13 protein-coding genes and 2 pseudogenes are annotated in these 19,843 nt (G+C 39.6%); 8 read left to right on the top strand and 7 right to left on the bottom strand.

Annotation, left to right across the window (positions count from 1 at the left end; genetic code table 11):
• Window positions 1-109: 109 nt before the first annotated feature.
• A complete protein-coding gene (tkt, locus tag ESZ36_RS21725) occupies window positions 110-2,098 on the bottom strand; it encodes a transketolase (protein ID WP_146791778.1) in 1,989 nt (662 codons plus the stop codon).
• 214 nt (window positions 2,099-2,312) lie between these two features.
• On the opposite strand from tkt, the gene ESZ36_RS21720 reads away from it, so the two are divergent.
• Together ESZ36_RS21720 and ESZ36_RS22620 are read left to right on the top strand one after the other, a co-directional pair.
• The gene (locus ESZ36_RS21720) at window positions 2,313-4,661 is read left to right on the top strand and encodes a CHASE domain-containing protein (RefSeq protein WP_146791776.1); all 2,349 of its coding nucleotides are present in this window, start codon (window positions 2,313-2,315) and stop codon (window positions 4,659-4,661) included.
• Window positions 4,662-4,788: 127 nt separating this feature from the next.
• The gene (locus ESZ36_RS22620; RefSeq protein WP_170235917.1) at window positions 4,789-4,926 is read left to right on the top strand and encodes a hypothetical protein; all 138 of its coding nucleotides are present in this window, start codon (window positions 4,789-4,791) and stop codon (window positions 4,924-4,926) included.
• Window positions 4,927-5,178: 252 nt separating this feature from the next.
• Here the strand turns inward: ESZ36_RS22620 and ESZ36_RS21715 are convergent, their stop codons facing one another.
• The 4 genes from ESZ36_RS21715 to ESZ36_RS21700 form a co-directional block, all read right to left on the bottom strand.
• Window positions 5,179-7,488: an FdhF/YdeP family oxidoreductase gene (locus tag ESZ36_RS21715; RefSeq protein WP_146791774.1), complete on the bottom strand. Its 2,310-nt coding sequence runs from the start codon at window positions 7,486-7,488 to the stop codon at window positions 5,179-5,181.
• Window positions 7,489-7,501: 13 nt separating this feature from the next.
• On the bottom strand, window positions 7,502-8,293 hold the full coding sequence (gene fdhD, locus ESZ36_RS21710; protein ID WP_146791772.1) for a formate dehydrogenase accessory sulfurtransferase FdhD: 792 nt from the start codon (window positions 8,291-8,293) through the stop codon (window positions 7,502-7,504).
• An 80-nt stretch (window positions 8,294-8,373) separates the two neighbouring features.
• Complete coding sequence (locus ESZ36_RS21705) at window positions 8,374-9,111, bottom strand: DUF3726 domain-containing protein (RefSeq protein WP_170235916.1); 738 nt, start codon at window positions 9,109-9,111, stop codon at window positions 8,374-8,376.
• A 9-nt stretch (window positions 9,112-9,120) separates the two neighbouring features.
• Window positions 9,121-10,830: a hypothetical protein gene (locus ESZ36_RS21700; protein WP_146791770.1), complete on the bottom strand. Its 1,710-nt coding sequence runs from the start codon at window positions 10,828-10,830 to the stop codon at window positions 9,121-9,123.
• A gap of 523 nt (window positions 10,831-11,353) precedes the next feature.
• Between ESZ36_RS21700 and ESZ36_RS21695 the strand changes: the two genes are divergently transcribed.
• On the top strand, window positions 11,354-11,536 hold the full coding sequence (locus ESZ36_RS21695) for a hypothetical protein (protein ID WP_146791768.1): 183 nt from the start codon (window positions 11,354-11,356) through the stop codon (window positions 11,534-11,536).
• A gap of 135 nt (window positions 11,537-11,671) precedes the next feature.
• On the opposite strand, the gene ESZ36_RS21690 is transcribed toward ESZ36_RS21695, so the two are convergent.
• Window positions 11,672-12,595, bottom strand: coding sequence for a LysR family transcriptional regulator (locus ESZ36_RS21690; RefSeq protein ID WP_146791766.1), 924 nt, complete (start codon window positions 12,593-12,595; stop codon window positions 11,672-11,674).
• Between the two features lie 90 nt (window positions 12,596-12,685).
• Here ESZ36_RS21690 and ESZ36_RS21685 point away from each other — a divergent pair.
• The 4 genes and pseudogenes from ESZ36_RS21685 to ESZ36_RS21670 all read left to right on the top strand — a co-directional run bounded on the left by ESZ36_RS21685 (window position 12,686) and on the right by ESZ36_RS21670 (window position 17,418).
• Window positions 12,686-14,128: pseudogene (locus ESZ36_RS21685) on the top strand (aldehyde dehydrogenase family protein).
• A gap of 14 nt (window positions 14,129-14,142) precedes the next feature.
• Window positions 14,143-15,132, top strand: coding sequence for a dipeptidase (locus ESZ36_RS21680; RefSeq protein ID WP_146791765.1), 990 nt, complete (start codon window positions 14,143-14,145; stop codon window positions 15,130-15,132).
• A gap of 195 nt (window positions 15,133-15,327) precedes the next feature.
• Window positions 15,328-16,887 (top strand): BCCT family transporter, encoded by a 1,560-nt coding sequence (locus ESZ36_RS21675; RefSeq protein WP_146791762.1) that lies wholly within the window; start codon window positions 15,328-15,330, stop codon window positions 16,885-16,887.
• Between the two features lie 153 nt (window positions 16,888-17,040).
• Window positions 17,041-17,418: a RidA family protein gene (locus tag ESZ36_RS21670; RefSeq protein WP_011044606.1), complete on the top strand. Its 378-nt coding sequence runs from the start codon at window positions 17,041-17,043 to the stop codon at window positions 17,416-17,418.
• 368 nt (window positions 17,419-17,786) lie between these two features.
• On the opposite strand, the gene ESZ36_RS21665 is transcribed toward ESZ36_RS21670, so the two are convergent.
• A complete protein-coding gene (locus tag ESZ36_RS21665; protein ID WP_146791760.1) occupies window positions 17,787-18,512 on the bottom strand; it encodes a sulfite exporter TauE/SafE family protein in 726 nt (241 codons plus the stop codon).
• Window positions 18,513-19,476: 964 nt separating this feature from the next.
• Between ESZ36_RS21665 and ESZ36_RS21660 the strand changes: the two are divergent.
• A pseudogene (locus ESZ36_RS21660) lies at window positions 19,477-19,843 on the top strand (OprO/OprP family phosphate-selective porin); the annotation flags it as partial.

Genomic DNA, 19,843 nt, shown 5'->3' with positions numbered 1-19,843 from the left:
CATTTACGGATTGTTTTAATCGATAAGCTAGTAATAACTTACAGGAATAATGCGGAGTATGGGCTACAACGAATTTTTTCAGACGTTGTAGCCCGCTTAACTCATTTGCTTAAAGCTTGTTTACAGTATTTACAACATTGTCTACAGTGAAACCAAAGTGCTCAAGTAATACATTACCTGGAGCTGATTCACCAAATGTTGTCATACCAACAACTGCGCCACTAAGACCAACATATTTAGCCCAGAAGTCAACATGTGCTGCTTCAATAGCTACACGCTTAGTTACGCTAAACGGTAATATTGCTTCTTTGTAATCGCTACTTTGTTTATCAAAGACATTGGTTGATGGCATAGAAACCACACGTACTAGTTTACCTTGCTCAGTTAATGCTGTTGCTGCATTAACTGCTAAAGCAACTTCAGAGCCTGTAGCCATTAAGATAACATCAGGAGTGCCAGCACAATCAACTAAAATATAAGCGCCTTTTTCAATATCGCTTACTTGCGTTTGAGTACGACTCATTGCTGGTAAACCTTGACGTGAAAATATTAACGCAGTTGGAGCTTTTTGGCTTTTAACGGCAGCTTTCCATGCAACAGCAGATTCTGTTGCATCACATGGGCGCCAAGTCGTTAAGTTTGGTGTAGTTCTTAAGTTAGTTAACTGCTCAATAGGTTGATGCGTTGGACCATCTTCACCTTGACCAATAGAGTCATGGGTATAAACAAAGATATTTTGAATACCCATTAGTGCAGACATACGAACCGCATTACGCGCGTATTCCATAAACATCATGAAGGTCGCACCGTAGTTAACAAAACCACCATGCAATGAAATACCATTCATAATACTACTCATACCAAATTCACGTACGCCGTAAAAGATATAGTTACCAGCAGCATCTTCTTGAATACCTTTAGAACCAGACCATAACGTTAAGTTTGAGCCAGCTAAATCAGCAGAGCCACCTAACATCTCAGGTAAAACACTACCGAAAGCTTCAATCGCATTTTGTGATGCTTTACGTGAAGCAATGTTTTCACTGCTTTCGTGACATTGTTGAATGAAGGCATTTGCTTTTTCTTCAAATTCAGCAGGTAATTCACCTTTAATCACGCGACGTTCATATTCGCTTGCAAGACCAGGGTGTGCTGCTTTATAAGCGGCAAACTTATCATTCCAGCTTACTTGGCTCGCTTGACCTTTTTCTTTTCTATCCCATTGTGCATAAACGTCAGTTGGGATCTCAAATGGTGCATGTGGCCAGTTTAAAAACTCACGTGTTGCGGCAATTTCGTCATCACCTAGTGGTGCGCCGTGACAGTCATGAGTACCTGATTTATTTGGAGAGCCAAAACCAATGATAGTTTTACAACAAATCATACTTGGCTTATCAGTCACTGATTTCGCTTCTTCGATAGCGTGAGTAATTGCTTGAGGGTCATGACCATCAACACAAATAACATGCCAGCCGTAAGATTCAAAACGAGCAGGGGTATTGTCAGTAAACCAACCTTCAACTTTACCATCGATTGAAATGCCATTGTCATCCCAAAAAGCGATAAGCTTACCTAAACCTAAAGTTCCGGCTAGTGAACAAGACTCATGAGAGATACCTTCCATTAAACAACCATCGCCCAAGAAGCAATAAGTAAAATGGTCAACAATCGCATGATCTTCACGGTTAAACTGTGCTGCTAACGTTTTTTCAGCAATAGCCATACCCACGGCATTAGCAATACCAGCACCTAATGGACCCGTAGTTGTTTCAACACCTGGCGTGTAACCATATTCAGGATGGCCAGGGGTTTTTGAATGCAATTGACGGAATTCTTTCAAATCTTCAATAGATAAATCATAACCCGATAAATGCAATAGTGAATAGATAAGCATTGAGCCATGGCCGTTTGATAAAATAAAACGATCGCGGTCGGCCCAGTTTGGGTCGGTTGGATTATGCTTTAAAAAATCACGCCATAATACCTCTGCGATATCGGCCATACCCATAGGTGCACCAGGGTGCCCTGATTTTGCTTTTTGTACGGCATCCATACTTAATACACGGATAGCATTTGCTAACTCTTGACGCGATGACATAGTAGCTCCAGATCTTATAGTCTTGAAAGAATAAAAATTGCGCGTATTTTCGCTTACCAGAGCACGTAGCGCAAATTATATTATGGAATTCTTTATATTATTTTGTATGAAGGTTAATTATTCAGATACTATAGTGCTAATATCGATTAAAACTTAAGATGATATATTTACAATTGATGAACGGACTCACTCTGCCGATCTTAAATAATTACTTATGATGCAACTCCACTTACTGCGTATTATTATTTCTGCCATTTTATATCTTGCCGTTTGTTTTGGCGCGATATGGTTAATCAATCCACAATCACTAGTAAACTTTGTCGGTCCTTCTGCGGCGCTTATTAGTGGGCTACTGCTTATTTGGGGGATTACACCACTCATTGCTGTATTGCTGGTGAGCCCTCTATTGGCATTTGGGCTGGGCTATTACTTTCATCTAGATGCAAATTTAGCGGTGATGACTATTGCCGTACTAGCCATCATTTTACAAGGGTGTTGGACTAAACAACTTGTTTATCGTTTTATTCATTATAAAGAATGGTTAACATCAAGAAAGCAGCTATTTTTCTTTATATTACGTATAGGCCCCATTGCAAGTTTAGTGTCTGCAAGCTCGGTATTAGTTATTGCCATGCTTGATAACCAAGTAATGACAGGTACTTTCTTCTATACCTTTGTTAACACTTGGTCGACGAGTATGTTAGCCGCGGTATTTTTTATTCCGTTATTGTTACTGATTAAAAATGCTGAACAGTTTAAATTGACTAAACGGCTCTTTGTTAGTTTTACCTCTATTTTAGGTGGTTTAGCTATTTTATTACTGCTTAAAACCTCCCAGCACGAACAGCAAGACTATAGGCAAGCACTTTTTAAACAATCTAAAACTGAGGTAGAACGTTTAGTGCTCGCTGAAGTTGATGCCGTTGTGAACAATATTAATAGCCTTGCCGCATTATTTAAAGCCAGAGATAAGGTTTCATTAACAGAATTTAACTTATTTAGTGAAGGTATTCTTGATCAGAGCTCAAGCGTAAGGGCGCTAGAATGGGCCCCAATTGTTCCCTTTGCCGATAAAGCAGGCTTTGAACAAGAAAGCAGAAAAGTGCTGAAAAAGGACTTTTCTATTATAGAACTGTTAGCAAATGGCAATACGATCTCAGCTCAGCCCCGTACTCAATATGCTCCTGTGTATTATATTTATCCTCAATACAACAACCAGGCCGCTTTGGGTTTAGACATTTATAGTAATCCTAAGCATATTTTGTCTATGCAAGTTGTTGTTAATAGCAAAGCGGTGATTACTAGTGCACCAATCACTTTAGTACAAGACGAGTTAGCTAAGCCCGGTATGCTCTTTAGTAAGGCCGTTTTTTTACCGCCCGAGGATAACGAGCGTACTAGTAATGACGCTCAGCAGAAGTTATCAATAATTAAAGAAGGTAAATTATTAGGTTTTGTGGTGGCCGTCGCTCAGTTTGATAGTTTTTTTAAACGCCTTGCACAGCAAAAAAATCAAGAGGTCAGTTTTTTTATTCAAGATGTTTCAGGTAGCCAACCTCTTTCTCTATTTGGCCAAGCTTTTCCTACGGTGAATCGCCATGTTGATACTATTACGATTGAGGTGTTTTCTCGACTTTGGCAAATAGACATTGCGGAAAAACAACCTTGGTTTAGTCAGGCTAAAAGTTGGCAAGCATGGGCGGTCCTCATTGGAGGAACGTTTGGCGCAGTATTATTTCAAATGCTGGTATTAATGATGGCAGCCTACTCGAGTGAGCTAGGCCAGCAAGTTGATATTAAAACCAGAGCACTTATTTTAGCTAAAGAAAGCTCAGAACAAAAAAGTTTAGCTAAAAGTAATTTCTTACAGAGCTTGAACAAAGAGTTGCGGGTGCCATTATTAGCAATGAAAGCATTTGTTGAACAGCTAAAGAAAAAAGGCATTAATAATAAGCAAGTTACAGGAATAAGCCATGCAGGTAGTAATGTTGCACTATTACTCGATACTATGATGGACTTATCTAATATAGAGTCAGGAAAAATAACAGCTAAAGAAGACTGTTTTGATTTTTATGGCTTTTTACAGCGCACAGAATCGTTATTAAAAGCAAGCAATGCTTATGAAGGCAAATCCATTTTTTTCCTGATTGATGAGAGTGTGCCTCACTACCTCAATAGCGATGAGTTATATATACAGAAACTGCTCAATGCTTTGATTGAGAGTGCACATCATTTATTGAAAGTCGATTCACTGCGATTATCGGTTAAGCTTCACAAACATAAATTAGCCGATACTAGCTTATTTTTTACTTTATCACCGCTAAACCCAGCTTCAACTAATTCAAATGAACAACTGTTCCACGCGCAAAGTCATGATGATTTGACTGCAGATAGCACGGCATTAGCTATGGCCATTAAATACAGTCAATTACTCGGTGGCGATACCAGTTTAGGTGCTTTAAGTTCTGGCGCTGGTGTATTAAATGCTTCTATTCGAGTCACCATATCATCAAGCAAACAGCAAGAAATTCAGCAAGGATTAATATTTGATTTAATGAGTTAATAACCTTGTTAGCAAAACCTAATGAAATAACTTGTAAAAAAAAAGTTAATGGTTTAGTGTCATCGTGCCTGTTCATAAATAGTACAACTTAATAATAAATCAAACAGGCAGCGACAAAGGTAAAACAATGAATAGTTCGTCTTCGCGAGGTTTCAAATTAACAACCGTGATATTTGCAGTAATTATCATGGCTGTGACCGCAATACTGAGTGGAAACTCAGTCGCTGATGACATGGATGTAGAAATAACACAATCAGAGGAATAGTAATTAAATCAATATTGATTTCATTACTATAGAAAATTTAAGCCTCACTACTGAATCAGTAGTGAGGCTTTTTCTTTAGTAACGCTTTAAGCTACATTATTGACCTCGACAATAACGCTACACGGATGGTGTTATTAGAGAATGCAGGAGCATATCCTCCTGAGTAACTATTCTCTTCAATCAATACCTTGCCTCAAGGCGTTTCTAATTCCAGCTGAATCCTGAGTTTTTAAGTGTCATGGATATAGGCTGTTATATTTTCTCGATTGATACCGCAATAGATTTATAAGTTGGTGTCCCACAATTATCAGCGACACTCTCTAATGGTACTAAGGGATTGGTTTCAGGATAATAAGCGGCTACACATCCTGAAGGTATTGGGTATTCAATAATTTTGAAATGAGATAAAGAACGTTCGATACCATCGTTTGATACGGTTGTTATTTTTACATAATCACCATTGTTTAATGCCTGCTTATTAATATCTTCAAGGCTCATAAATATAATGTTTCGTTCACCATAAACGCCTCGGTAACGATCATCCATACCATAAACTGTGGTGTTGTATTGATCGTGAGAACGCAATGTTTGCAGCGTTAACACGGGTTTATCGGTCAGTGACTGTGCGCGTTCATGCGCGAGTTTTTCTGGTAAGTTAGCATCACAAAACGTGGCCTTTTTCATCGGTGTAAGCCATTGACGTTGTGAAGCAGGGTTTTTCAGGTGGAAACCTCTACCTTCTTTTATGCGGGCGTTATAATCTTCAAAGTCAGGAATAACGGTACTGATTTCTTGCCTAATTAAGGCATAATTACTCGCTAATTTATTCCAATCAACTATTTTATCGCCTACTGATGCCATTGCTATTCCAGCTACAATGGCTGTTTCTGAACGAAGCGCGTCAGATGCCGGTTCATTTTGCCCTGTTGAGCTATGCACCATACTCATAGAGTCTTCTACCGTGATACATTGTTCGCCGCTATTTTGACGATCGATTTCTGTACGGCCAAGACACGGAAGGATTAGCGCGCGTTTTCCTGTTACCACATGGCTTCGATTCAGCTTAGTACTGATTTGTACCGTTAAATCACATTGTTGTAAGGCTTGATAACTACGTTCTGTATCGGGTGTCGCCGCTGCAAAATTACCACCTAGGGCAATAAATATTTTAGCCTTACCCTCAAGCATGGCATGAATAGAGTCAACTGTATTAAAGCCATGAGCACGTGGGACATTGAAAGAGTAGTGTTTTTCTAACGCATCAAGAAAGGGCAAGGGCGGTTTTTCATCAATACCAACGGTACGATTTCCTTGTACATTTGAGTGACCACGAACAGGACATGCACCAGCACCAGCTTTACCTATATTGCCTCGTAGCATTAGTACGTTTAGTAATTCTTGTACTGTATCGACAGAATGACGGTGTTGAGTGATCCCCATCGCCCAAGTGAAAATGACTTTATCACTGCTGGCGTATATCGTGGTTATTTGTTCAATTTCTTCTCTACTTAGATTACATTGACCAAGAATTTTATCCCAAGCACTCGATGTTACACTGCGTTGATACGCTTCAAAACCATGGCAATGTTCTTGGATAAAATCAGTATCAAGTACCGATTTGTCCTGTTCAAATCGCTCGAATAAACATTTAGCCACCCCACGTAATAACGCCATATCTCCGCCTAACCTTGGCGTGAAATAATATTGACTAATATTTGTACCGGTTAAAAATATCATTTCTTTTGCGCTTTGTGGATCTGAAAATTTTTGTAACCCACGTTCTTTTAAGTTGTTTATTGAAACAATTTTAGCGCCTCTTTTACTTGCCTCTCTCAAGGTTCCCAGCATGCGAGGGTGATTGGTACCAGGGTTTTGGCCAAAGACAAAAATGGCGTCAGCTTTAGAAAAATCGTCTATTGTTACAGTACCCTTGCCAGTACCAATACTATTTGTCATGCCAATACCTGAGGCTTCATGGCACATGTTAGAGCAATCAGGAAAGTTGTTCGTTCCCAGCACTCGGCCAAATAACTGATATAAATACGCCACTTCATTACTTGCTCTACCCGAGGTATATAATAATGCCTCATTGGGCGAAGAGAGTTGTTGCAGGCCATTACCAATTATTTTAAAAGCACCTTCCCAGCTAATGGGTTGGTAGTGATCACTTACACCGTCGTAAAACATTGGTTCGGTTAAACGACCACTCTTTTCCAGTGAATGACCATCCCATTGTTGCAGTTGCGTTATAGAATATTGTGCAAAAAACTTGCTGTCGACTCGTTTGCTGGTCGCTTCCCATGCAATTGCTTTAACACCATTTTCGCAAAAATCTACTTTGCCAGCACTTCTTGAGTCTCCCCATGCACAACCCGGGCAGTCAAAGCCACCAGGCTGATTTGCCCTGAGTAATGTTTTAACGCTTTTAGCTGCATTTTCACTTTGGATTAAATGTTTAGCTGAGCTTCTTAGCGCACCCCAACCGCCAGCAGCTGAAGAGTAGGCAGGCTTTCTTTTTGAGGAGCAGGTTTTTGATGACTTGTTTTTTACTGACGTAGACATGTGATTTCTCTTGTTAAGCGTAGCGTTTTAGTTGCCCGTGTTGGAAGCAAAATAAGGCTAATTGTGTTTTACGGGCCGAACTCAATGCTAAGTCAGTTGGTTGCGCTAGTGTGACTAAGGTTGTTAGAGATAAACGGGCGGCCTTGGCGATTAAATCGTGGCTACAACGACTTGTTATTAAGGCAAAGCCCTCATCAATCGCTTGTTTTTTATCGGATAAACAACCAAGTAATTTATCCAATGCTGAATGGCGACCAACATCTTCTCGAACAGCGAGCATTTTAGCTGATAAATCAAAAAAGGCAGCGCAGTGATTTCCTCTTGTACCCCCCGACTTTTTCAATAGTGCAGGTAAGGCATCTCTCGCTTGAATGATCACCTGCTCGGACGGTAACTTGAGCGATTTAGTGGTTTGTTCTTGAGGCAGACTCAATGACATTGCCGCTTCAATGGAATCCAATCCACAAAGACCGCAACCACTTGGTCCCGCCATAGTGCGACGACGTTGTTTTAGTTGGTGTTGAACTCTTGCTAAAACCTGCAGATCAACTTGCCATCCACATTGATGAGAATGAACAATGATATCCAAAACGTCGTTGCTTGAATTAATTAACCCTTCACTTAAGCTAAAGCCAAGTGCAAAGTCTTTTAAATGCTCAGGAGATGCCATCATTACCGCTTGGCTAATGCCATTGATACTGATGGCAACCGCTACTTCCATAAGTTGTGCTTGGTGTAGCTTTTGCTCAGAAGGTTCAGTAATAGGTAAGATACCGTTAAGGTGTTCTATTGCTAGATTATGCAAAATATTGGCACCTTAAACGGGAAGTGTTTAAGGTATTGTCGACAAACATATTGTATCTGTCGACGGTACCTAAAGGCCTTTTAATTGCCACCGGCATCTTTTCGTGAACGCTCGGTATTTTCAACTAATACGCCCAAGCCTATTTTATTAATCTCTTCCCAAACACCAGTATCAATTTCAATACCATGTTCAACTGTATGTTCTTTGTTGCTTTCAACTTGTTTTGGGCTAATAAAATGACTTTTACTATTTTGTAAAGAAGAGGTTAAGTCTACTCGTGAACTACAAATAATAGTAAGCGCTTGTTTATCATTTTCACTGCTTGTTAGATTAGTAACCCCTTCGCTGTAACTTGGGTAGCGTTGACCTGAGCGAATAGCAGCAGTATGTTCGGTCACGGTATCACTACCGTTTTGCCAATAAGCTGCTGCACTAATGCCGCTACGACCACGATCTGTCAGTGCTTTTAGAATAAAAATTCTGTTGTGGCAGTTATGCACTGTGACTGTGGCTATACCACTTTCTAATGCTTTAGCATGGGCTAGATCTACCGCTGCAGCAATACAATTAAGGGCACTACGATGGTGAGCATCAATAATTGCTGAGGTACTATCTTCATAAATTACATTACTTAATGGTTTGTTTTTATCTTCACCAATATAAGGCAAGGCTAATTTGAATTCACTCAAGCCATTTAAGCCATGCTTTTCTAACCATAGCACCATGTTGGCTGCATCTTCATAATTACCGACAAAGTAATCACTTGCTTCAAAGCATCTGCGCAGAGCTGCTTTTAATTCATTCATTGAAATATTCACGGAACTCTCCTATTGCTTTGGTGCTAGTGGCATAAACCAATCGTCATTAAATGCTTGGCCAATTTCTTCTAATAGTGGGGCGCCCTGAAACATGGTATTACGTACCCATAAACGAGAACGAGGATCAAACTTGCTTACACCAAAAAAAGCTAACTTGGCGCGCAATAAGTGCATGGGCAATACTTCGCGATCTAATAAGTTTGCTTGAATATCACCATAAACACAGCGGTTCATACCCTGAATGCGTCGTACAATTCCGCGTAATTTTGGATGCGAAACCATAAATCGAGCCGTGGTGTCATCTGGATTTTGAACGATATAATCTATTAATTGGTTATAACATTTACGTACGGCATAACCGACACCCAGTGCCATTTGCTTCTTTTTGCCTTCAATATCAGCAACACTACCTAGACGAGGTTCCATTTTTTCTTCTGAACGGTACCAGTAAGTTTCTCGAGCGCCTTCCGCGTCAAAATCGATTGCTAATGCCCAGTCATAACGTTTTTCGATGATATCTTTAAGTTGTCCAGCAGGCATGAGTGGGTCAAGGTCTAAAAACTCCTCTGCACTGTGAAAATCTTCTAATTCGTCGACGAGTTCGGGATATATTTCTAACATGCAAGACACTAACATTTCTTGGCCCTGCAATGAGCAATGTTGTTCACTATACTCAACCAACTCGTTCCATGAATCAAAACCACGTTCAATCCGGCTTTTAAGGCAGGCCATATCTTCAATAACAGCTTTATTATTGTTGGTTTGCCATTCATCTTCGGTCTGTGTTTCAAGGGTGTGTCGTGCACTGCGGTCGATCAGTTGACTAATCGTTTCACGCACTTGGTCATTAACGCTGCCAAGCGCACGAACACGAGCTAAAGCCAATTCACGCATTTCTATCCATTGGTTGATAAGAAGCGGATGATTGACCAAATACGGCGCCATGCCTAAACCGGTTGAATTACCAATACCAAAATAGCGCTTTATTTCAGGCTTCATTGGAGTAAATGTTTCGGGCGTTTTATGACGAGCTATATGTTCGACTTGTAATAGACTGAAGTTGCGTAGCATCAGACAAACAAACATTTCACCGGCAAATGGTCGGGCAAAATCTTTATGCTTTTCTCTGACTTTTTCCCAATCAGCCATGCCGAGTTTACCACTGCCATAAACGGCTGTGGTTCGATACAAATAACCCACTTCAACAATTTTAGCCACATCAGGTTGTTCACCTGCAGCAAGTTGATTGACCACATAATCAAAGTTACGTGCACTGCGGTTGGCACGAGATAAAACAAAAACACGGGCATCTACGCGTCCAGCTTCTTGTTTAGGCACGTTTTCACGCAGTTGTTCAATATAAGTTTGGTCGACCTTACCTTCAACTAGGGCCATAGTCAGGTCCCATTTTGTGGCAATAACACGGTCATTACGCTCATCATGTGAAAGGTAATCAGAAAATAAAACAAAGCTGAAAAGGCCATGTGGTGCTTGGACTTCATAGACAACTGTGCCGTAGCCATCATCGTCAAGATTAAAAACGGAAGGTTCAATCTTCCAGCGTTCACGAAATATTCGACGTACTAAGGTACGCATGAAACTTAGGCGACTTTGATGGTACGCGCCAAGGCGTTCCAATTTCATCACCTGACTTGCAGGGCGAAGTGGTAAAGAATTCTCACCCCAAAGCGATGAGTGGATAGCTGCATTTGTTGTCATTTACTGATCCTCATTTGCTATACAAAATATGTTATCTGAATTGACTTCGATTTTCTTGTTGTTCTTGTACCTGTATTGAAGCCAATTCAGCATTAACCCGTTAAAATTTTATTATTTCAGCGTAATTATTAAGAAAGTCTAAAAAATGACCTCACTGAATGTGATGTTATTTTTCGCCCATTAAGCCATTTTATACAAGGCAATAAGGTCTATCGTCTGATAAGAAAAACTTATGTGCCATATCTAGTTATTTGAATAATATCGTTATTATTTTTTTTCTACTTACATGTAGTCATATTGTTTGTTTGAAGAATGTTAAGTTTAATGAAAAGACAATAGTAGAAGTTATTGATGAATTGGAGGGCTAAAATTTATTGCCGCTATTTAATTTAAAATACACCAATAAGTTTTTTTTATCGTTGTATATTATTTATTAATTTTTATTATCAAAAAATGCTCACTATAATCATTGTATATTCAACAGCGGTACTTTTAAAACCGCAAAAATTGATAGAGGTGCACAATGAATTCAGCAACCAATAACGAGAGTAATTATTTCAACGCTAGAGATATAGAACATAAAGAAGTGACTGTTAGTGAGAATAAACGCCCATCTACTAAAAATACACAACAGCGTATAAGTAAGCATGAGCAAACACTTTGTAATGATGTTAGTACGGCAAGTTATGTGCGTGGTTACAATTGATTTTATTTCGCCACAGCATTTGTGGCAATGGAATCTCTAATACCAATAAAAACCATTATAGCCAAAGGCAACCCTTGCTTTGTTTATAATGGTTTTTTAGTATGCGTTATGGTTAAACGCTGTCAATTCGACAGCTTATTCAGATTCCACATCCTTGGTCTTATCTTGATTTGTATTTTTCAAGATGAAGCTTGCCAAAGCTTCTGCTGCTGGGGATAACGATTTGTTTCTGAGTTGAACTATCCCAATATGACGGACGATTTTAGGCGTTGTCAGTGGAATAAAGCGAAGCTTGCTATTATTTTTAGGGAAAGCAAACCAGGGTAAAGTGGTGATGCCAAGACCTTCTTCAAGCATAGCGATTAATGACAACATATTAGAAATAAGAAATTGCGAGTCGCTCAATAAAGGCTCTGCTTCAGTATCTTCGAGTAAGCGAGAAGTACCATTTCTGATCAATCGTTGTTTACGTAGCTCTTTCCAATGTAGTTCAGTGACTTCGGCAAACGGATGATCCTCACGACAAACTACACCAAGTTGATCTTCCCAGATAGGGGTAAAAGTGATGTCGGCATGCTCATGTTCATGAGGCAAACTGGCGATACCAATATCTACTTGTTGTTTTTCAACCTTTCTTAAAACTGCCTCGGAGTTATCATCGTAAAAACTGATATGAAGCTCTGGCACATCAGCGATAAATTTTGACAATAACTCGGGTAACATCCTACACGCAATAGAAGGTACTGAGGCAAGACGCAAATGACCTGTTTTATGCTCACTCATTAAAGCCATATCTTGAGCAACATTGTCATGGTGGGCAATAAGTTCTTTTGCCTTAGGTAGAAAGTATTGACCAAAAGGCGTTAGTTCAGTATTTGAAGTCTTCGCATTGCGTTTTTCAAACAATACCGTACTGAGTTTATTTTCTAGATCTCGAATTGATAAAGATATTGCCGGTTGAGTTCGACAAGCTTTTTCTGCCGCCGTATGAAACCCCTTCAATTCAGCCACCCAGACGAAGTGACGTAACTGAGCTATTTTAAATTCAGGTAGTGCCATAAGGAATCCTTATCAATAGATATTTTTTATTAATTTTTATTATTAAAACATACTGCCTATAATAAATTCAATTATTTTATGGAGGTATTTATGTCTGAATCAATTTTTTGTAATTACATTAACGGCGAATGGGTTGAAGGGGCAAGTTCACTTGCTAATATCAGCCCTGCGGACATCAGTGATGTTATTGGTCACTACGCACAAGCTAACAAAGAACACGCATAAGCAGCTTTAGATGCAGCGGCTAAAGGTCAACTTGAATGGCAAGAGAGTGGCTTAGAACAACGCTATTCAGTATTGATGGCCATTGGTGATGAGCTTATTGCGCGTAAAGATGAATTAGGTAAGTTGTTAGCCCGAGAAGAAGGTAAAACGTTACCTGAAGGCGCTGGCGAAATCTATCGTTCTGGACAATTCTTCCATTATTATGCCGCTGAAGTATTGCGTCAAATGGGTGAAACTGCTGATTCAGTTCGTCCAGGTATTGAAATTGAAACCCGCAGAGAGCCTGTTGGCGTTGTGGGCATTATCACACCGTGGAACTTCCCTGTGGCTACAGCCGCTTGGAAAATTGCACCGGCATTGGCCTTTGGTAATTCGGTTGTTTTAAAACCAGCAAACCAAGTACCGGCGAGCGCTTGGGCATTAACTGAAATCATTTCACGTCAAGGTTTACCTGCAGGTACGTTTAATCTGGTAATGGGTCCTGGTGCAGAAGTAGGTGATTTGTTAATTAACTCTAAAAAAATTAACGCACTAACTTTCACTGGCTCTTTAGAAACAGGGCGTAAAGTTGCGATAGCAACGGCAACAAACTTAGTGAAATGTCAATTAGAAATGGGCAGTAAAAATGCGCTAATCGTACTTGATGATGCGGATCTAGAAAATGCTGTTGAGTGTGCTGTTGGCGGTGCTTTCTTTGGTACGGGTCAAAAATGTACCGCTTCATCGCGTTTAATTGTCACTGAAGGTATTCATGATCGTTTTGTTGATGCGGTTGTTGCAAGAATGAAACAACTTGTTGTCGGTCATCCTCTACGTGAAGGTGTTCATATCGGCGCGGTTGCCGATGCTCGTCAAATGAAGCAAAACCTTAACTATCTTGAAATTGCCAAAAAAGAAGGCGGAAAGTTAGTCAGTGGTGGTGATGTTATTACTGAAGAAACTGAAGGTTATTACTTAACACCAGCCTTATTCACCGAAACCACCAATGCAATGACGATTAACCGTGAAGAAGCTTTTGCGCCTATCGCCTGTGTGATCAAAGTGAAAGATTATGACGAAGCGTTAGCCACACTGAACGACACCAATTACGGTTTAGTTGGCGGTATTTGTACGCAATCGCTTAAGTTTGCAACGCACTTCAAGCGCAATGCTCAAACAGGTTGTGCGATGGTTAACTTGCCAACTGCAGGTACTGATTATCACGTACCTTTTGGTGGCCGTAAAGATTCTAGTTTTGGCTCACGTGAGATGGGTAGCTACGCAAAAGAATTTTACACTATCGTAAAAACCACTTATATCCGTTCATAAATCGAGTAGTCATTATGCATAACGATCTTATTGTCATTGACGGCCTGCAGTACTCAAATTGGAACCGGGCTATTTTTCAGCAGCTTAAAGAAGGTGGTGTAACTATGGTGCATGTCACCGTTGTTTACCACGAACAAATTAGAGAAACACTATTGCGAATAGGTGAATGGAATCGCCAGTTTGAGATCCATCATGATTTGATCATGCCGGTGAAAAGCACGGCGGATATTCGTCTTGCCAAGCAATTAGGTAAGGTCGGTATCATGTTTGGTGCGCAGAACTGTTCACCCATTGAAGATGATATAGGAATGGTTGAGATCATGCGTGAACTCAACTTGATGATTATGCAGCTCACTTATAACAATCAAAGCTTATTGGCTTGTGGTTGTTATGAAGCAGAAGACAGTGGCGTTACTCGTTTTGGTAAACAAGTAATCAAGGAAATGAACCGTGTTGGTATGGTGGTAGATATGAGCCACAGTGCAGAGCGTAGTACGTTAGAGGCGATAGAAATATCAGAGCGTCCTATTGTGATCTCACATGCTAACCCGAACAGTTTTCATGAAGCTAAGCGCAATAAGTCGGACACAGTGCTAAAAGCATTGGGAGAATCAGGTGGGTTATTAGGTTTTAGCCTTTACCCGTTTCATCTTAAAAATGGCCCTGATTGTAGCTTGGATGATTTTTGCGACATGGTGGCAAATACCGCCGATTTAATGGGCATTGATCATATTGGTATCGGTACAGATTTGTGTCAAGAACAACCCTTATCTGTACTTGAATGGATGCGTAATGGACGTTGGTCAAAGGAAATGGATTATGGAGAAGGCTCAAAAGCAAATGCTGATTGGCCTCGCCCGTTATCTTGGTTTCGTGATAGCCGTGACTTTCCAAATATTACAAAAGGTTTACAAAACCGAGGCTTTAGGACGGAAGATATCGCCAAAGTCATGGGCATGAACTGGTTGAACTTACTCGATGAGGGGTTAAAACCACAAGTGTGAAAGCGCTAGTTTGTATTGAATTATACCAAGCGGATTGAATAGTTGACCATTTGAAGTCGATCAATAAAGTTAGTTTTCTTGGTATAAAAATCAATACAAAGGTAGTGACGTATATACCTAAATCACCTGAATATGCGCTTCAAGTGGCTTGGGTAATAATTATAACGATAAGTGATCTATCAGGAGACTATAATAATGAATACTTCTAAAGCTATTGCGGAAGAGAGCGAGGTTAAAATGCCTAAAATCAAATTCCTAGAAGGGGTAGATATACCCGTATTTTTGATCAGTGGTGGCGCGCTTGTGCTATTTTGTATCCTAGCATTGTACGATATCAAAATGGTGTCTAACTGGGTTAATTCAACCTTTGCAGCATCAACTAAAATCTTTGGCGCTTACTGGCAAGTACTCCTGCTCCTGACTTTTGTTATTGGGATCTTTATGGCGGTAAGTCGAACTGGTGGCGTTGTGTTAGGGGGACTAAAGTCGCCTGAAATGTCGACCTTTAAATGGATTTCTATCATCATGTGTACGCTACTTGCGGGTGGCGGTGTCTTTTGGGCTGCTGCAGAGCCAATGGCGCATTTTACTTCCCCATCTCCTTATTTTGGTGGGGAAACAGGCACAACTGAAGCGGCTTATAATGCGTTAGCACAAAGCTTTATGCATTGGGGCTTTTTAGCTTGGGCCATTCTAGGTAGTTTGACTGGCGTAGTGCTTATGTATTTGCATTATGAAAAGGGCTTACCGTTAAAACCTCGTACTTTGCTTTATCCTGTTTTTGGTGACAAGGTAATGAAAGGAGCTTTTGGTACTATTGTTGACTCTTGTTGTGTACTCGCTGTAGTGGCAGGTACGGTTGGACCTATTGGTTTCCTTGGTTTACAGGTAAGCTTTGGCTTAGAAAAACTGTTTGGTATTCCTGATACCTACGTAACACAAGTATCCATATTAGTTGGTCTTATTTGTATCTATACTATTTCTGCTGTGAGTGGTGTTACTAAAGGCATCCAACTTTTAAGTAGTATCAATATTATTTTAGCAATTTTCTTAATGGCATTTATTTTAATATTTGGCCCTACTGCTTTTATATTTGACAGTTACTTGCACTCTTTTGGTCTTTACCTAAATAACTTTATTCCAATGGCGACTTATCGTGCAAATACTGCATGGCTTGACTGGTGGACTGTGTTCTTTTGGGGATGGTTCTTAGGTTACGGTCCGTTAATGGCGATGTTTGTTGCGCGTATCTCTCGCGGCCGTACTATCCGTCAGATGATCTTAACTATTTCAGTGGTTGCGCCAGTTATCACCTGTTTTTGGTTCACTATTGTAGGTGGCAGTGGTTTAGCATTTGAGTTAGCGACACCAGGTGTTATTTCAGAACCTTTCACTGGTTTTAATTTACCAGCAGCATTACTGGCTATTACAGAACAATTGCCATTTGGTTGGATAATATCATTCTTGTTCTTGATATTAACGACTATCTTTGTTGCGACAACGGGCGATTCAATGACATTCTCAGTATCTATGGTAATGACAGGAACTGATTCTCCACAGAGTTCTTTACGTGTGTTCTGGGGCGTAATGATGGGGATTATGGCAGCTTTGCTTATCTCTATTGGCTCAGGTGGTATATCGGCATTGCAATCCTTTATTGTAGTAACGGCAGTTCCGGTGTCCTTGGTGTTGTTACCGTCCTTGTGGAATGCACCGCAAATTGCTCGCAAGATGGCTGATGAGCAAGGGTTATAAGTCAAATTAATTAATCATGGTAGGTACCTTAATTTAAGGGGGCTTATCATGATGGTTAATCCCCGCATTATGAAGACAAACGCTCCCTACGCTAATAAGCTATTTATTGTTAAAGCGTTAGTTATCGATTAAATTTAATTACAGAGTAAAATTATGAAAACACCAGTAAAAACAGAACTATTTGCTTCGAAAGCACCGTTAGAATGGGCAATTATTGCTAATAACACTTTATCAACAGCTCAGATCCCAATTAATGCAGAAGGGCAGGTAGTTGAAGGTGGTATTGAAGCGCAAGCACGTCAAACAATGGAAAACTTTAAGCACACTATTGAAGCTGCCAATTTGACTATGGACGATGTGACGCAAGTACTTATTTATGTCACTGCGCGCGACCAATTACCGGTGTTTAACAAAGTATATGCTGAGTACTTTCAAGCACCATATCCTAACCGAGCCGCAATGATTGTTGCCGGTTTGGCACGTGAAGAAATGTTGTGTGAAGTTGTTGCTTATGCGGCAGTACCACAATAAGTATCTTTAAAAAGTGTGATTAATATTTTGAATCGCACTTAGATTAAAATAAAAAGCCGGCACTTGCCGGCTTTTTTGTTATTAAAATCACAAGACTCAAGGAAGATTTTTCTTAGTGTCGAACTTTTTATATCGCTGTTCTGTTAGGTGCAGCTTGGTGCAGTTTAGTTTTTATCAGCTTAGCTCTCTGTGTTTCTCAATTGTTTTTCTTGCTACTCTATTTATCCCCTTTGTGGAAACAGTCTATTCAATTCGCCTTTAGTTACTTATTTAGTTACTTATTTAGTTACTTATTTAATAAAAATATTCTTTAGTCCTCCCTTTATAGAAACCTTCGTAAAACCTTCGTAAAACCTTTAGTAAATGCTTCAATAAAAGAAGGCTTTCAGCAAAATAATGCCACAGGACGTCAGCGAAAGCGTAGCAATTAATGGCTTTAAATAACGCTGCCCTAAGTACTTATCCAAATAAAATGAAGATGCAAACCCTACAAATAACGCGGGGATCAAAGGTAAGGTCAGTTGCACTTGAGCATAATTTATATTGCCTGATGCGAGTAACATAGCCAGGGATACCAGTGTTCCAATAAGAAAAAATAGTCCAAGTTCTGCTCTTAGCGTACTGAGTTTACTATTTTGGTAAACCAAGGCAATAGGTGGACCACCGACTGACGTTGTGGTGCCCATGAGTCCTGAAAAAAATCCCGCTAACACTAAGTTTCTCGCACAATGGTGGATATCTACACGTCGATAAGTCAGTAACACTGAGAGCATAATAAGGAGGGAGAAACCGACGGCAAAGAATATTGGCGGCAATAACGCTAACAATAAAATCCCCAATACAGAGCCTGGAATACGCGCCAGTAGTGCTATTTTTATATTGCTAAAATGTAATTGCTGTCGATAACGAATACAGTTTAACAATGACAAAATACAGCCCAATGCCAGTATAGGCGCAGGTAGGAAATTAGGATTAATGATGACTAAAATAGGTGAAGCGACAACCGCTAACCCAAAGCCTGACATACTTTGAAGAGCAGAGCCTGTTATGACGGCGATTAAAGCCACTACTAATAAGGATGGTTCAATGAGCATGGTGGTATTTTAGTGGAAAAATATTTTTGTTAGGCATGATGCAGGTAAAAAAATCCGGTAATAAAGGTGGTTACCAAAGGGACCTTCTAATCAAGAACCCTATGGAAAATCTAGTTATACCAAGTCCATTAAGTTATTTCCCACTCAGCGAGAATTAAAAGGTTTAAAGGCAAGGCAAGGCATTGATTGAAGAGAATGGTTATTCAGGAGAATATGCTCCTGCATTCTCTAATAAGCTGCATCCATGCAGCGTCCTTATCAAAATCTATAACACAGCATGTAAGTCTTTACTTTTTTATTAGGTACTCGCCCTTGGGAGCTTGTCAGAAAAGCAATAACTGCACAAATTTGTGAGATATAGAATGACTATACCAGCAAAAATCTTGTTTGTTATGACTCTTCTGACATAGCTCTGAGGTGGGGATAAATTTAATGGAATTGGTATTAGTATTAATGATTGGATCATCGCAGTCTAATGAAAATATATTACTGGTTGATAAGTATTTTAAATAGCCTAACTAATTCACTAGTCGCCTGCCCAACAATCTGAACTGTGAGTCTTTTAAAATCAGTGAGAATGCTTCGTTATAAAGTCGCGATATGAATAACTCACGGACGAAATATGGGTAGTTTAGAGGACATTCTTAATTGAATATAATTTATTTCCATCATTTTATATATTTTTACAATGTAACGGTTATGTGGAGATAACCTTTGATAACAATGGTTTAGATGGTGTTTTTACTGTTGATTTTCATTAGCAATAAGATTCTCTTATTGAGTGATTAAGCTAATTGACTTCAATATTAGTTGATATCTCCTTAGTATTATTTTCGAAGTTAACAAGAACATATTGAAGCAGTTTTAACACTGTTAAGTACTCTGAATATGTTCTAAAAAATAACAGCATGAAAACGTAACTAAATATAAAAACAAATGCGAATTATCTTTTGGAGAATAACTAATGAAAACATCCATCCCATTACTTGGTTTATTGTTAGCAAGCTCAACAACAGCTTGGGCGGCCACAGAAACCACTAAAATTGAGCGACTAGAACAACTTGAGAAGCAAGTTGCTGAGCTTAAAAAAGAAGTTAATACCAATACTAAAACCACTACAGATTTAACACCTAAAATCAAAGTTGGCGGTGCCGTACGTTTTCAGTATAGCTATGAAGATTACGATGATGACAATAAAGATCGTGGTGGAGATTTTGATTTTGACGTCTTTCGTTTAGATGTAAACGGCAGTATTGGTGATGTTAAATTATCAGCTCAATACCGCTGGTATCAATACATGAATGTAATTCATCACGCCGATGTAGCCTACC

It is taken from the genome of Colwellia demingiae, assembly GCF_007954275.1.
Classification (GTDB): Bacteria; Pseudomonadota; Gammaproteobacteria; order Enterobacterales; family Alteromonadaceae; genus Colwellia; species Colwellia demingiae.
Note: the sequence above shows the minus strand (reverse complement) of the source record. Positions and strands in the feature narration are given on the sequence as shown.